This window comes from Micromonospora sp. IBHARD004, assembly GCF_052814115.1.
In genome coordinates this window covers 176,220-190,262 of the sequence record NZ_CP199934.1, presented here as the reverse complement: position 1 = coordinate 190,262, position 14,043 = coordinate 176,220, and the positions used below count along the sequence as shown (strand labels likewise).

13 protein-coding genes are annotated in these 14,043 nt (G+C 73.5%); 5 read left to right on the top strand and 8 right to left on the bottom strand.

All coding sequences use genetic code 11. The features are described from left to right. Positions 1 to 67 precede the first annotated feature (67 nt). The 3 genes from ACTWO6_RS00880 to ACTWO6_RS00870 all read right to left on the bottom strand — a co-directional run bounded on the left by ACTWO6_RS00880 (position 68) and on the right by ACTWO6_RS00870 (position 3,528). Positions 68 to 706 carry a hypothetical protein gene (locus tag ACTWO6_RS00880; RefSeq protein ID WP_446217734.1) on the bottom strand — a complete coding sequence of 213 codons (639 nt, stop codon included), beginning with the start codon at positions 704 to 706 and terminating at the stop codon, positions 68 to 70. A gap of 164 nt (positions 707 to 870) precedes the next feature. Further along, a complete protein-coding gene (purD, locus tag ACTWO6_RS00875) occupies positions 871 to 2,121 on the bottom strand; it encodes a phosphoribosylamine--glycine ligase (RefSeq protein WP_446217733.1) in 1,251 nt (416 codons plus the stop codon). A 117-nt stretch (positions 2,122 to 2,238) separates the two neighbouring features. Beyond that, positions 2,239 to 3,528 (bottom strand): adenylosuccinate synthase, encoded by a 1,290-nt coding sequence (locus ACTWO6_RS00870; protein ID WP_446217731.1) that lies wholly within the window; start codon positions 3,526 to 3,528, stop codon positions 2,239 to 2,241. A 124-nt stretch (positions 3,529 to 3,652) separates the two neighbouring features. Here ACTWO6_RS00870 and ACTWO6_RS00865 point away from each other — a divergent pair, with 124 nt between their 5' ends. Together ACTWO6_RS00865 and ACTWO6_RS00860 are read left to right on the top strand one after the other, a co-directional pair. Then, positions 3,653 to 4,651 carry a hypothetical protein gene (locus tag ACTWO6_RS00865; protein WP_446217730.1) on the top strand — a complete coding sequence of 333 codons (999 nt, stop codon included), beginning with the start codon at positions 3,653 to 3,655 and terminating at the stop codon, positions 4,649 to 4,651. 75 nt (positions 4,652 to 4,726) lie between these two features. Then, the gene (locus ACTWO6_RS00860) at positions 4,727 to 6,805 is read left to right on the top strand and encodes a chromosome partitioning protein (protein WP_446217729.1); all 2,079 of its coding nucleotides are present in this window, start codon (positions 4,727 to 4,729) and stop codon (positions 6,803 to 6,805) included. A 51-nt stretch (positions 6,806 to 6,856) separates the two neighbouring features. Here ACTWO6_RS00860 and ACTWO6_RS00855 read toward each other — a convergent pair whose 3' ends face one another. Then, positions 6,857 to 7,285, bottom strand: coding sequence for a DUF3151 domain-containing protein (locus ACTWO6_RS00855; RefSeq protein WP_446217727.1), 429 nt, complete (start codon positions 7,283 to 7,285; stop codon positions 6,857 to 6,859). A 263-nt stretch (positions 7,286 to 7,548) separates the two neighbouring features. Between ACTWO6_RS00855 and ACTWO6_RS00850 the strand changes: the two genes are divergently transcribed. Next, complete coding sequence (locus ACTWO6_RS00850; RefSeq protein WP_446217726.1) at positions 7,549 to 8,766, top strand: LOG family protein; 1,218 nt, start codon at positions 7,549 to 7,551, stop codon at positions 8,764 to 8,766. A gap of 54 nt (positions 8,767 to 8,820) precedes the next feature. On the opposite strand, the gene fbaA is transcribed toward ACTWO6_RS00850, so the two are convergent. Together fbaA and ACTWO6_RS00840 are read right to left on the bottom strand one after the other, a co-directional pair. Further along, positions 8,821 to 9,843, bottom strand: coding sequence for a class II fructose-bisphosphate aldolase (gene fbaA, locus ACTWO6_RS00845; RefSeq protein WP_130330506.1), 1,023 nt, complete (start codon positions 9,841 to 9,843; stop codon positions 8,821 to 8,823). Positions 9,844 to 9,986: 143 nt separating this feature from the next. Further along, positions 9,987 to 10,370, bottom strand: coding sequence for a phage holin family protein (locus ACTWO6_RS00840; RefSeq protein ID WP_446217725.1), 384 nt, complete (start codon positions 10,368 to 10,370; stop codon positions 9,987 to 9,989). Positions 10,371 to 10,507: 137 nt separating this feature from the next. Between ACTWO6_RS00840 and ACTWO6_RS00835 the strand changes: the two genes are divergently transcribed. Beyond that, positions 10,508 to 10,720 carry a hypothetical protein gene (locus tag ACTWO6_RS00835; RefSeq protein WP_446217724.1) on the top strand — a complete coding sequence of 71 codons (213 nt, stop codon included), beginning with the start codon at positions 10,508 to 10,510 and terminating at the stop codon, positions 10,718 to 10,720. Between the two features lie 3 nt (positions 10,721 to 10,723). On the opposite strand, the gene ACTWO6_RS00830 is transcribed toward ACTWO6_RS00835, so the two are convergent. Together ACTWO6_RS00830 and ACTWO6_RS00825 are read right to left on the bottom strand one after the other, a co-directional pair. Further along, positions 10,724 to 11,782, bottom strand: a complete 1,059-nt coding sequence (locus ACTWO6_RS00830; protein WP_446217723.1) for an LCP family protein — start codon at positions 11,780 to 11,782, stop codon at positions 10,724 to 10,726. After that, a complete protein-coding gene (locus ACTWO6_RS00825) occupies positions 11,782 to 12,264 on the bottom strand; it encodes a SigE family RNA polymerase sigma factor (protein ID WP_446217722.1) in 483 nt (160 codons plus the stop codon). The genes ACTWO6_RS00830 and ACTWO6_RS00825 overlap by 1 nt, the downstream gene beginning before the upstream one ends. 176 nt (positions 12,265 to 12,440) lie before the next feature. Between ACTWO6_RS00825 and ACTWO6_RS00820 the strand changes: the two genes are divergently transcribed. After that, complete coding sequence (locus ACTWO6_RS00820) at positions 12,441 to 14,018, top strand: LPXTG cell wall anchor domain-containing protein (protein WP_446217721.1); 1,578 nt, start codon at positions 12,441 to 12,443, stop codon at positions 14,016 to 14,018. Positions 14,019 to 14,043: the final 25 nt, after the last annotated feature.

Genomic DNA, 14,043 nt, shown 5'->3' with positions numbered 1-14,043 from the left:
GGGGTGACCGGCCGGTCGAGGCTGAACGGGGTGACCCGCCGTCGCGGGAGAGGGTCACCGACGGCGGTTACATCGGTGCGTGACGCGAAGGGTCGGGGTCGAAGGCGATGCCGGCGGGCATGACCCAGAAGAACTCGCCGTCGACGTCGTAGTCGTAGATCAGCGCGGAGCTGCCGGCGCGCAGTGGCTCGGCGCCGGGCTGGCGGACCTGGACGATCGCGGAGGAGCCGTCCGCCGCCGTCACCTCCGCCTGCCCGAAGTCGGCGGTCACCCGGCCGGTGCGGATGGTGCAGAGGCTGCCGACGAAGGCGTGCCGGCTGGCCTCCGTACCGGTGGGGAGGAGGCGGCTCAGCGGCACGGCGACCAGCCGGGTGACCAGCCAGGCGCCCAGCAGGGCCACCAGCAGCACCCCCACCGACAGGGCGACCCGGGCGCCGACACCGAGGCCGAGCCCGTCGAGCAGCACGGTGCCGGCCAGGCTGACGAACCAGGCCACCGCGACGAGCAGGGAGAACACGATGGCGGCGGGCAGCCCGCCCAGCCCGAGGCCGGCCAGGAAACCACCCGGCGCACCGTCGACGTCGAGGTCGTCGCCGAAGTCCAGCACGCCCGTCAGCACCAGCAGCCAGTAGCCGACGACCACCAGCAGCAGGAAGCTGAACAGCACGGTGGGGAAGCTGAGCGCCGTATCCAGAAACCCGGCCACCGCGAACCCCCTCCCCGTCACCGGCTAGGCCTCACCCCCGACCGGCAGGGTTGATCGTGACACGGGGAGTCAACGCCGGACGGCCGCCGAACGGTTGGTTTCGCGGCGGCCCGACCGGCCGGCCCGACCTGCGGAACCGACCGGCCCGGCGGGCAGCGGCGGGGTCAGCCCGGCAGGGCGATCCGGCCCGCCACCGCGGCGGCGGCGATGTCGGTGCGGTGGTGCGAGCCGGCCAGCTCGATGCCGCGTACCAGGGCGTAGGCGGCCTCCCGCGCCGCGGCCAGGTCGGGGCCGGTGGCCGTACCGCAGAGGACCCGGCCGCCGGCGGAGAGCAACGCGCCGTCGGAGGCCCGGCGGGCGGTGCCGGCGTGGATGACCCCCGGGCGGTCCGCGCCGGTGATCACGTCGCCGGTACGCGGCGCGGCCGGGTAGCCGTCGGCGGCCACGACCACGGTGACCGCCGCGCCGTCCCGCCAGCGCAGCGGCGGGTGCGCGGCCAGCGTGCCGGTCGCGGCGGCGTGCAGCAGCCCGGCGAGCGGCGTCTCCAGCAGCGCCAGGACCACCTGGGTCTCCGGGTCGCCGAACCGGGCGTTGAACTCGATCACCCGCGGCCCCGCGGCGGTGATCGCCAGCCCGACGTAGAGCAGCCCGGCGAAGGGCGTGCCCCGGCGGCGCATCTCCGCCAGCGTCGGATGCACCACGTCGCGCATCACCTCGTCGACCAGGCCGGGCGGCGCCCAGGGCAGCGGCGCGTACGCCCCCATGCCGCCGGTGTTCGGGCCGGTGTCGCCGTCGCCGGCCCGCTTGAAGTCCTGCGCGGGCAGCAGCGGCAGCGCCGCCTCGCCGTCGGTGACCACGAAGAGCGAGACCTCCGGGCCGGCGAGGTACTCCTCGATCACCACCCGGCCGCACTCCCCGGCGTGCTGGAGCGCCACGGCCCGGTCCTCGGTGACGACGACGCCCTTGCCGGCGGCCAGGCCGTCGTTCTTCACCACGTACGGCGGGCCGAACTCGTCCAGCGCCCGGCCGGCGCTCTCGGCGTCGGCGCAGGTGAAGGCGCGGGCGGTGGGCACACGCGCGGCGAGCATGACGTCCTTCGCGAACGCCTTGGAGCCCTCCAGCCGGGCCGCCTCCGCCGACGGGCCGAACGCGGGGATGCCCTTGGCGCGCACCGCGTCCGCGACGCCGGCCACCAGCGGCGCCTCCGGCCCGATCACCACCAGGTCGGCGCCGAACTCGACCGCGAGCCCCGCGACGGCCGCCGGATCGGTCGCCTCGACCGCCCGCAGCTCCGCCACCCCGGCAATCCCCGGGTTACCCGGTGCCGCGGTCAGCGCCTCGACGGAAGGATCCCCGGCCAACCCGAGCGCGAGCGCATGCTCCCGCCCGCCACCACCCACAAGAAGAACCCGCACGACCCCGCATCCTACTGACCCCACCCCCGCCCCCGTTGATCATGAAGTTGTTGTCTCGAAACGCCGCGGCGACGGGCAACAGCTTCATGATTAACGCGGAGAGTCGGGCGGGTGAGGTCAAGGGAGGAGGGGGTGGCGGACTACGTTTTCTTCGCGGCCGGGGCCCACGCCTACGACGCTGACGCGGGTGCCGGTGAGTTCTTCGATGCGGGCGATGTAGCGTCGCGCGTTTTCGGGGAGCTCGTCCTCGGTGCGGGCCTTGGTGATGTCTTCCCACCAGCCGTCGAGCTCTTCGTAGATCGGCGTGGCGTGGTGGAACTCGGTCTGGGTCATCGGCATGTCGTCGACCCGCTCGCCGTTGATCTCGTACCCGACGCAGATCGGCACCTTCGGCAGGCCGGTGAGCACGTCCAGCTTGGTGACCACCAGGTCGGTCACGCCGTTGAGGCGGGACGCGTACCGGGCGACGACCGCGTCGAACCAGCCGGCGCGGCGCTCCCGGCCGGTGGTCGTGCCGTACTCGTGGCCGATCTTGACCAGGTGCCGGCCGTTGTCGTCGAAGAGCTCGGTCGGGAACGGCCCGGCGCCCACCCGGGTGGTGTACGCCTTGCTGACCGCGATGACCCTGGTGATCGCGGTCGGCGGGATGCCGGCGCCCACGCACGCCCCGCCGGCCGTCGGGTTCGACGAGGTGACGAAGGGGTACGTGCCGTGGTCCATGTCGAGCATGGTGGCCTGGGCGCCCTCCAGCAGCACGGTCTCGCCGCGGTCCAGCGCGTCCCAGAGCATCACCCGGGTCTCCGCGATGTACGGCCTGAGCCGCTCCGCGTACTCCAGGTACTCCTCGATCGTCGCGTCGACGTCGATCGCCTTGCGGTTGTAGACCTTGAACAGCAGCTGGTTCTTCTCGCGCAGCGCCAGCTCCAGCTTCTTGCGCAGGATGCCCGGGTCGAGCAGGTCCTGCAGCCGGATGCCCATCCGGGCGACCTTGTCGCCGTACGCGGGGCCGATGCCGCGGCCGGTGGTGCCGATCCGGGCGGAGCCGAGGTAGCGCTCGACGACCCGGTCCAGCGCCCGGTGGTGCGGCATGATCAGGTGCGCGTCGCCGGAGATGCGCAGCCGCGAGACGTCCACGCCCCGCTCGGCGAGGCCGTCGATCTCCTGCAGCAGCACCTTCGGGTCGACCACCACGCCGTTGCCGATGATGATCATCGCGCTGGGTGAGAGGGCACCCGAGGGCATGAGGTGCAACGCGTACTTCTGGCCGTCCGGGGTGATCACCGTGTGGCCGGCGTTGTTGCCGCCGGAGTAGCGCACCACGTAGTCGACCCGCTCACCAAGCAGGTCGGTAACCTTGCCCTTGCCCTCGTCGCCCCACTGAGCGCCAAGGAGCACGATCGCTGGCATCTTTTCCGCCTCCAGAAGGCTCGGGTGCCAGGTGGCGACCGGTTGGCGAGCCCGGGGTGTCAGGCTAACAAGTAGTGACGGCGCGGCTGGCAGGGGTCGCGGCGAGAGGCAGGAGGCTCGGCCGGTGTACGACGTGGTGCTGCTCACCCTCGGCTCGGAGCGGGACGCTCCCGGTGGGGGCTGCGGCAGCGGTGGAGCCTGCTGCGGTGGCGCCGACGAGGCCGCCGGGGAGAAGACCGAGGAGCGCTGCGAGACGCCGCGCGTACCGGTGCTGGCCTGCGCGGACGCGCTGACCGCCCGCGGAGCCCGGGTGGAGATGGTCACGGCCCGCTCGGACGCGGAGATCGACGAGGTGCTGGCCCGGCTCGACGGCCCGCCGCGCTCCGACGGCCTGACCTGGCCGGACCCGGATTCGAAGACCCGGCTCGTGGTCGCCACGGCCAGTGACGGTCAGTTGCGCGCCGTCGTGCGCCGGCTCGTCCGGCGGTACGCCCCGCCGCCCAGTCGCCGCCCCGCCGACCTGCCCGCGAACCGGACCGTGCCGGACCTGCCGACGGTCGGCGTACTCCCGTTGGATCCGGCCCGGAGCGGCACGCACCGCGACCTGGCCGCGCAGCTCGGGCTGCCCCGCGACCCGGCGGCGGTGGCCGCGGCGGTGCTGGACGGCAGCGCCCGGCGGCTCGACCTGCTCCGCAACGACGGCGGCTCGGTGACACTGGACGGCGCGCTGCTCGGCGCGGCCGACGAGGCCGGCCGGCCGCTGCACTGGCGGGCCCGGGTCGAGGTGGACGACGCCGTCCTCTCCGACGGCGACGAGCCGATCATGGCCTGCGCGGTCGGCAACGCCGGCGGGTACGCGCGCCTCGACGACGTGGCGCTGCTGGCCGACCCGGACCCGACCGACGGCCGGGTCGAGGTGGCGGTAGCCGTTCCCGTGGTGACCCGGACGGCGTTGGGCCGGAAGCGGGTACGGCTGGAGGTGCGCCGGGCCCGGGGTCGCGCGGTGGCGGTCGTCCCGCGCGACGAGAAGGTGCCCTTCCTCGACGACGGCGTCGAGGGCGAGCTGAGCCGGAAGCGGTCCTGGTGGATCGAGCCGGGCGCCTGGGCGGTGTGGACGGTCTGACCCCCCGTCGATCCGTGGGCGGGCCCCCGGGAAATCCGGACGGCCTATCCTCGGCGGGAGGAATGGGGAGGAACCGTGGTGCACGAGAACGCCGACCGGGCCCACGTGCCGGGCCAACAGCCGGTGCCCGAGCGGGACATCGAACCGCTCTGGCCGCCGGACCCGGCCGAGCCGGTCACCGCCCAGCCGTGGGCGGTGCCGACCCAGCCCGCCGCACCCGCCTGGCCCACCCCGCCGCCGAACGGAAACCCGCCGGCTCCCGCCGATGAATCCGCGCCGGCCGGTTGGGCGTTGACCGCGCCGCCCGGCGCGGGCGCCTGGCCACCCGCTCCGGCCTGGGCACCGCAGCACCCCGCCGACCAGGCCGCCGCTCGACCGGACCTGGGCGAATCCGGGCCCATCCCCGACGGCGGGACGCCCGGGCGGCGCGCCACGCAGCCGGCGGTCGACCTGGACCTGCCGTTCACCCTCGACCAGCCCACGGCGATCGGACCCGGCATCCCGGCGACCTCCGGTGCCGACGCCGTTTCGAACCCGGTGACCGACGCCGTGGGAAACCCGGCGACCGGCGACTCGGACCCGGCGCGGTACCCGGCGGCCGGGTCCGACGCCACGCCGGAGGCGGCAGCGGGGACCGACCTTCCCGCCGCCGGGCCCGAGGACGACGCGGATGACGCCAGCGGAGACGGCCGGACCGAGGCCGGCCCGGCGGCGGGCGTGCCCCGGAATCCGGGCGAGTCGCCGTGGGCCCAGCCGCCGCAGCGGCTGACCACCGCACCGACCGAGCCACCCGGGAACGCGACCGGCCCGGCGGAGACCGCCCCGACCCCGCTCGCCGCAGCCGGCGACGCGGTCCCGCCGCCGGCCGCCGAAGCACCCCACCCCGAACAGCCCGACGAGGCGCCCGCCCCGCCCCGGCTCGGGCCGTTCCCGCCCGCGCCCGGCCTACCGGTCCACCGCCCCGACCAGCAGCCGCCGGCACCCGGACCGGTCCCGGCGTACGGCGACGGCACGAGGTACCCGCCAACGCCGCCGTACGGCCAGCCCGGCTATCCCGGCACGTCCGCGTACCCGCCGCCGCAGGCGCCCGGGCCGACCCCGGCCGCCCCGCCCGGCTGGTACCCGCCGGCCTGGCCGCAGCAGCCCGGCCCGCCGCCGCAACTGCCGGTCCCGCCGCAGCCGACGCCCGTGGCGTACCCGGACCCGGTCTGGACGCCGGAGACCGGCGCCACCCCGACCGCCGAGGACTTCGCCCGCCGCCGGCAGGCCCGGCCGGTGGACCCGGTGGCCACCATGGGCGTCCGGGCCGTGGTCAACCGGATGGGGCTGGTCCGGCTCGCGCCCGGGCGGCACGAGCAGGAGCTCAAGCGCGACATCGAGATGGTCCGCCGCAACTTCGGCGGGCTGCGGCAGGTGACGGTGGTCAACCCGAAGGGCGGCGCCGGGAAGACCGTGGCGATCCTGCTGCTCGCCATGACGTTCGGGCAGAAGCGCGGCGGCTACGTGCTGGCCTGGGACAACAACGAGACCCAGGGCACCCTGGGGATGCGGGCCCAGCAGGACTTCCACTCCCGTACGGTCCGGGACATGCTGCGCGACCTGGGCCAGTTCCAGGGCGCGCACGGCCGGGTCGGCGACCTGTCGCAGTACGTCCGCTCGCAGGGCGAGGGGATGTTCGACGTGCTCGCCTCGGACGAGTCGGCGACCGGCGGGGAGATGCTGACCGCGGCCGCGTTCGCGGAGATCCGCGAGGTGGTCAGCCGCTTCTACAAGCTGATCTTCGTGGACACCGGGAACAACGTCCGGGCGCAGAACTGGCAGGCCGCGATGGACGCCACCGACCAGTTGGTGGTCACCATGTCGGCCCGGAACGACTCGGCGGAGACCGCCGCCCGGATGCTCGACCATCTGGAGCAGAGCGGTCGGCAGCGGCTGGTCCGGCAGGCGGTGACGGTGGTGTCGATGCCGCCGTCCCGCAAGGAGATCGACCTGCCGGCGATCCAGGAGCACTTCGCCGCCCGGACCCGGGCCGTGCTGCTCGCGCCGTACGAGCGACTGATCGACACCGGGGAGCCGATCCGGTACGGGCAGCTCTCCTCGGCGACCAGGGACGCCTGGTTGAAGATCGCCGCCGCGGTCGCCGAAGGGCTCTGAACAGGCACGACGGCCGGCCCGACCAGGTGTCGGACCGGCCGTCGGCGCGGGTCAGTTGCTGGCCAGGGCGTCGCCGGCGGCCGGGTCGCAGTCGCGGAGGAACTGGGCGCAGCGGGCCGCCTCGTCCGCCTCGCCGATCTCACCGGCGGCCCGGGAGAGCACGTAGAGGCAGCGCAGGAAGCCCCGGTTGGGCTTGTGCGACCAGGGCACCGGGCCGTGGCCCTTCCAGCCGCTGCGGCGCAGCTGGTCCAGACCGCGGTGGTAGCCGGTGCGCGCGAACGCGTACGCGGGAATGACCTGGCCCTTGGCGAACGCGCGAGTGGCCAGCGCCGCCCAGGCCGCGCTGTGGGTCGGGAAACGGGCCGCCACCTCGGCGTACGCCTCGTCGGTGTCCTGCTCGGCGGCGTCGGCCAGGGCGGCGTCGGCCTCCTCGTGCGCGGGCAGGAGGGTGGCCGGTGGCTCAGGCAACAGGTTCTGCATCGCCCCATTCAACCCGCTTCGCCCGGGGGCGCGCGAGGGGGTCCGGCGAACCCGGTCGGCTGAACGGATGAGGGCTTCGTCACGCCTGCGGCCCGCCGCGCACGTACCCGCGGCCCATGCCCCGCAGCGATGTTTTCCATTACAACTATTGGTCCGGAGCCTCCCCAGGACCCGGTTACGCAGGAGCCCGGCGGCCCGACCGCCGGGCTCCTGCCCGTCCTGCCGGGGTTTGCCGGGTTGCCCGCTCCGGGCAGGATGACCTGGTGCCGACCCCACCCCCCGCAGACGTCATCGAGCCGCACGACACCAGCGTCCACGAGATCGAGACCCGCGCCGACTTCGACCGGCGGCTGGCCACCGGCAGCCTCGCCGGGATGACCGTGCAGGGCCTCCGGCTCGACCTCGACCCGGTCCCCGACCTGACCGGCACCGAGATCACCGGCACCCTCTTCGTGGGCTGCCGGTTCGCAGACCGCGAGGTCGGCGCCGACCTGGTCCGCCGCGGCGCGAACGTGGTGCCGCCCTTCTCCGGGCTGCCCTACCCGACCCAGCCGTCCCACCTCTACACGCCGGACGACCTGGCCGCCGGCTTCGCCGAGGGTGGCTTCGCCGGGATGTACGACACCCGGGTGTACGAGCACTTCCGCGCCCACGGCGGGGCCCTGCCGGACGTCCGCGAGGCGCTCGGCCAGCGGCTGCACGACCACGGGGTGGACAACGCCCTGGCCGACGCCACCCGGGCCTGGCTGGCCGCGCACGGGCCGCAGTCCGTGGTGGGCGTGATGGGCGGGCACGCGGTGCCGCGCGGCAGCGCCGCGTACCGGATGGCGGCGGTGCTGGGCTGGGAGCTGGCCCGGGCCGACCGGCTGGTGGTGACCGGCGGCGGTCCGGGCGTGATGGAGGCGGCCAACCTCGGCGCGTTCCTCGCGTCCCGGCCGGCGGAGGAGCTGACCGCCGCGATCGACCTGCTCGCCACCGCCCCCGACTTCACCGACCACGACCGGTACACCTCCGCCGCCCTGGCGGTACGCCAGCGGTACGCGCCCGGGCCGGCGCTGCCCGCGCAGCGCCCAGCGGCGGCCGGCACCGAGTGGGCCCGCTCGGGCGGGCTGGCCATCCCCACCTGGCTGTACGGGCACGAGCCGGCGAACCTCTTCGCCGGGCGGATCGCGAAGTACTTCTCCAACGCGATCCGGGAGGACACCATCCTGCGGCTGGCCCGGGGCGGGATCGTCTTCGCGCCCGGCCGGGCCGGGACGGTGCAGGAGGTGTTCCAGGCGGCCACCAAGACGTACTACGGCACCGACGGGGCGAGCGGCGCGTACGTCTTCCTCGACCGGGCGTACTGGACGACGGAGCTGCCGGTCGAGACGCTGCTGCGGCCGCTGCTGGCCGCCTCGCACTTCGGCGACCTGTCGGCGACGGTGCACCTGACCGACGACGTCCGCGAGGCGGTCCGGGTGCTGACCGCGGCGGCCTGACACGGCGAGGGCCGGCCCCCACACGGGAGCCGGCCCCTCCGGGGTACGTGCTGGTTACTTCATCTTGGTGCCGGTGGAGCGCAGGTGCTCGCAGGCCTCCACGACCCGGGCGGCCATGCCGGCCTCGGCGGCCTTTCCCCAGACCCGCGGGTCGTACATCTTCTTGTTGCCGACCTCGCCGTCGACCTTCAGCACGCCGTCGTAGTTGCGGAACATGTGGTCCGCGACCGGCCGGGTGAAGGTGTACTGGGTGTCGGTGTCGATGTTCATCTTCACCACGCCGTAGTCCAGCGCCTCCCGGATCTCCGAGAGCAGCGAGCCGGAGCCGCCGTGGAAGACCAGGCTGAGCGGCTTCTCCTTGCCGTACTTGGCGCCGACCGCCATCTGGATGTGGTCGAGCACCTCGGGGCGGAGCTTGACGTTGCCCGGCTTGTAGACGCCGTGCACGTTGCCGAAGGTCAGCGCCGCCATGTAGCGGCCCTTCTCGCCCAAGCCGAGCGCCTCGACCATGGCCAGGCCGTCCTCGACGGTGGTGTAGAGCTTCTCGTTGATGGCGTTCTCGACGCCGTCCTCCTCGCCGCCGACCACGCCGACCTCGATCTCGAGGACGATCTTGGCCTCGGCGGCCCGGTCCAGCAGCTCGGCGGCGATCTGCATATTCTCCGCCACCGGCACCGCGGAGCCGTCCCACATGTGCGACTGGAACAGCGGCTCCTGGCCGGCAGCGACGCGCTCCTTGGAGATCTGCATCAGCGGCCGGACGAACTTGTCCAGCTTGTCCTTCGGGCAGTGATCGGTGTGCAGCGCGATGTTCACCGGGTAGTTCTTGGCCACCTCGCGGGCGTACGCCGCGAACGCCACCGCGCCGGTGACCATGTCCTTCACGGACGGGCCGGAGAGGTACTCCGCGCCACCGGTGGACACCTGGATGATGCCGTCGCTCTCCGCGTCGGCGAAGCCCTTCAGCGCCGCGTTCAGCGTCTGCGAGGAGGTCACGTTGATCGCGGGGTACGCGTACCGGCCGGCCTTGGCGCGGTCCAGCATCTCCGCGTACGTTTCGGGGGAAGCGATGGGCATGTCTAACGCTCCTTACTTACCGCTCTCGGCCGTGCAGGCCGCTGTCTTCCATGGGTGCGCCGGACCGCGCTGTCCACCGCGGGCAGTATCCCGTAGAAGGTGGCGACGGGCACAACCGACCCGGGGCCAGCCCACCGGCGCGCTCACCGGCTCTCCAGGCGGTCCGGCACGACGACGCTGATCAGCCAGCTCACCACCGCCATCACGATGGCGCCCCAGAAGGCCGCCCAGAAGCCGTCCACGTGGAACGGCAGATCCAGCCCCCGGGCGATCCAGTCGGTGAGCAGAAACAGCAGCGCGTTCACCACGAGCGCGAACAGACCGAGGGTGAGCAGGTAGAACACGCAGCCGAACACCTTGATGACCGGCTTGAGCACCGCGTTGACCACGCCGAAGATGAGCGCCACCACGACCAGGGTGAGCGCGGTGTTGGCGCCGTTGCGGCCGGTCACCTCGACCCCGGGCACGATGAGCGTGGTGACCCACAGCGCGATCGCGGTGATCGCCAGTCGGATCAGAAAGCCCACGTCCCCATCCTGGCACCGGGGTCCCGGGTACGGAGGAACAATCCGCCGACTCCGGTTCCGCTCGGCTCCGAGCAGGCTGCGTGCGCAGCCCGTACGGTGTGTGGGTAGCTGCCCGCACCGAGATCCAGGGAGGGACGATGGGTCAGCCCGACGAGGACTTCGCCCCGAGCGACCACCTCGCTCCGGAGGAACGGGATCTGGAGGCGGAACCGGCCGACGCCGTCGAGCAGGCGATCTCCACCGACCCGAGCGACGCCGAGACCGAGCCGCACCGCGGCCTGGAGGTCGCCGACTGGGACGCGATGGAGCAGGCCCGGGTGGTCGCCGGCGACGAGGACGACTACCGCTGACCCTCACTCCAGGCCGGTCACCCGGTCCGGGTGGGCAGCCGTCCACTCACCGAGCCGGTCGTCCCGCAGCGCGGTGAGGAACCCCGGGCTCAGCGTGGGGTCGAGCCGGAACCGGTAGCTGGGCTTCTCGACGTACTTGACCGGCAGGACCACCGCGACCGGCGGGGCGCCGGTCCCCTGCGCGGCCACCGCGAGCAGCGCCGGCAGCGACGTCTCGCCCGTCTCGGTCACCAGGCCGGTGCCGACCTGCCTGAGCAGCGTGGAGAGCAGCACCGGGTTCGTCAGCACACCCCGCTCGTCGACCCGGCGGAGCAGGCCGGCCGCGTACCGCTGCGCGTTGCGGTCGCGGTCCAGGGAGCCGTCGGGCATCCCGTACCGCTGGCGGAGCAGGTCCACCGAGGCGGCGCCGTCGAGCTGCTGGCAGCCGGCGGGGAACACCCGGCGGGTGTGCACGGAGCGGACCTCCGCCGGCAGGCAAACCGGCACGCCGCCGACCGCGTCGGCCAGCTTGCGCAGCGCCGGGTACGTCAGCACGGCGCCCGCGTCGATCCGTACGCCGGTGGTGTCGGAGACCACCCGCCGGGTCAGCGCGTAGCCGCGGGCCAGGTCCGGGCGCGGCGTGCCGGCGCCGAAGGACAGGCTCGCGTTGAGCTTGTTTCTGCCGTGGCCGGGGATCGACACCTCCAGGTCACGCGGGAGCGAGACCAGGTAGAGCCGGCTGCGGTCCGCCGGTATGTGCACGAGCAGCACCGAGTCGGCGAACCGGTAGGGCCGGTCCGCCGGCCCGTCCGCCCCGACCAACAGCACGTTCAGCGCCCCGGTGGGCTTCGACGGCGCGGGGCCGACCAGCAGCTCCGCGGGCGCCGGACGGTCCGGGGTGAACGCCGGCACGCCGACCAGGGCGGCCACGACCAGCGCCAACGCCGTACCGCCGAGGCGGAGCCGGAACCGGCGGCGCCGCCGCCGGACCACGGACCGCTCGATGGCGGAGCGGACCGGCCCGGTGGGCGGGGTCAGCGTCTCGTGTCGCGCGAAGGCGGCCCGCAGGTCGTCCTCGATCATCAGCAGGCCTCCACGTACTCGGCTCGGAGGGTGGCCAGCGCCCGGGAGATGCAGGAGCGGACGGTGCCGACGGCGCAGCCGAGGATCTCGGCGATCTCGGCGTCCGGCAGGTCCTCGTAGTAGCGCAGCACCAGCGTGGCCCGCTGCCGGCGGGGCAGCCGGGACAGCCAGGACCAGACCTGGTCCCGGTCCACCGCGGACTGCGCGTGGTCGGTCGGTGCGGGCACTCCCTCGTCCGGCTCGCCGCGCAGCAGCACCCGGCGCGCCCACGACCCACGCCGCCAGTCGACGTACTGGTTGGTGAGCATCCGGCGGACGTACCGCTCCGGCGAGTCGGTCCGCGCCACCCGCCGCCAGTTCAGCTGGACCCGGACCATGGTGTCCTGCACCAGGTCCTGGGCCTGGTGCGGATCTCCGGTCAGCATCACCGCGTACCGCAGCAGAGCACCCAGCCGCGAGTCGGCGAACTCCTCGTACGTCACTGCACCTCCCGGTGTCCCGCCCTGTTGACGGGTGCGGGCCGGCGAAACGTTGCGGCGGCGCCGCTCATCCTTTCGGCTCATTCCCGCATCGATCTGCGACCAGGGGCAGCGGCGCGCCTTAAGGGTTCTTTAAGATCCACGAGCTCCACCTGCACCCCCACGGGAGGAACCCACCAATGTTCACGCACCCCACCCGGCGCTGGCTGGCCGGGCTCGGCGTCGCAGGCGCGTTCATCGCCGCCTCCGCCACCCCCGCCGCGGCCGAGGAACCCGCTGTCGCGCTGGGTCTCTACTTCAACGACACCACCATCGCCGTCGGCAGCGAGGGCAAGATCGAGTCGCCCATCGTGTACGCCAGCGAGCCGGTGGTGGTCAACAACCTCACCGTCCGCTACGACTACTCCGGGCTCGCCGGCAAGGCGCAGCTCACCCCGGAGATCGAGGGCGACTGCACCACGCCGGAGGAGAACGTCCTGGTTTGCCAGGAGCACTTCGAGATCGGCATCGACGACTGGGGTATCGCCGGCCTGCTCGCCGTCAACATCGCGCCGACGGCCGGCGCGAAGGACGGCGACTCCGGTGACCTGAAGGTCACGGTCAGCGCGGACGGCGCGAAGTCGGCCAGCCACACCGCCAAGGTGAAGATCGGCGAAGGCGTGGACCTCGCCGGCGGTCCCGAGGTGACCCGCAGCGCCGCCCCGGGCGGCACGTTCACCGCGCCGCTCGCGCTCAGCAACGTCGGTGAGACCTCCGCGAAGGGCGCGGTGGTCATCTTCGACCAGGACTACGGCATCCGCACGAGCAAGCACTACAGCAACTGCACCTACGCGGACGACTGGCTGCGCACCTGCCGCTTCACCGACACGATCGTGGCGGCCGGCGAGACCTTCGCCGCGTCGGTGCCGTACGCGCTGGCCAAGGACACCTACGCCCCCGGCGCCCAGTACGGCTACCACAACTGGATGACCGTCGACGAGTTCGACGACTTCACCGCCTACCTGGACAGCCGGGGCATCTCCATCGGCGAGCCGGGTACGGACGAGGCTCTGGTGCTCACCAAGCAGCCGGCCGCGCAGGCGCAGTCCTTCCAGGCCGACCCCAACCCGGAGAACAACTGGTCGGGCATGCAGGTCAAGGTCACCGGCAAGAACGGCGTGGACCTCGCCGCGATCGGCGACGAACTCACCGGCAAGGCCGGTGCCGTCGTCACCGCCACCGTCGGCGTCCGGAACAACGGCCCCGCGTCGCTCGACTTCGGTCGCGTCGGCGCGCCGGTGACGAAGATCGACGTGACGGTCCCGACCGGCACGACCGCCGTGCAGGTGCCGGACAACTGCGTGCCGATGAAGGGTGACGACGCCGACTGGGAGGAGCCCGGCAAGCCGGGCGCCAAGGCGTACCGGTGCTTCCCGGACATCTTCATCGGTGTCGGCGAGGAGCAGACCGTGGAGCTCGGCCTCCGGATCGACAAGGTCGTCCCGAACGCCACCGGCACGGTCACCATCAACGCCAAGTGCCAGTGCGAGGGCTTCCAGGACGACACCAACCCGGCCAACGACACCGCGAAGCTCGTGGTGAACGCGGCCCCGGGCGGCGGTAACGGCGGTAACGGCGGTGGCGAGGGTGGCGGCGGCACGCTGCCGATCACCGGTAGCTCGACCGCGCTGATCGCCGGCCTCGGCGCGCTGCTGCTCGCCGCCGGCGCGGGCGGCTACGTGGTGGCCCGCCGCCGCAAGACCCGCTTCGTCGCCTGACGGATCCCGCACCACCCAGCGACAC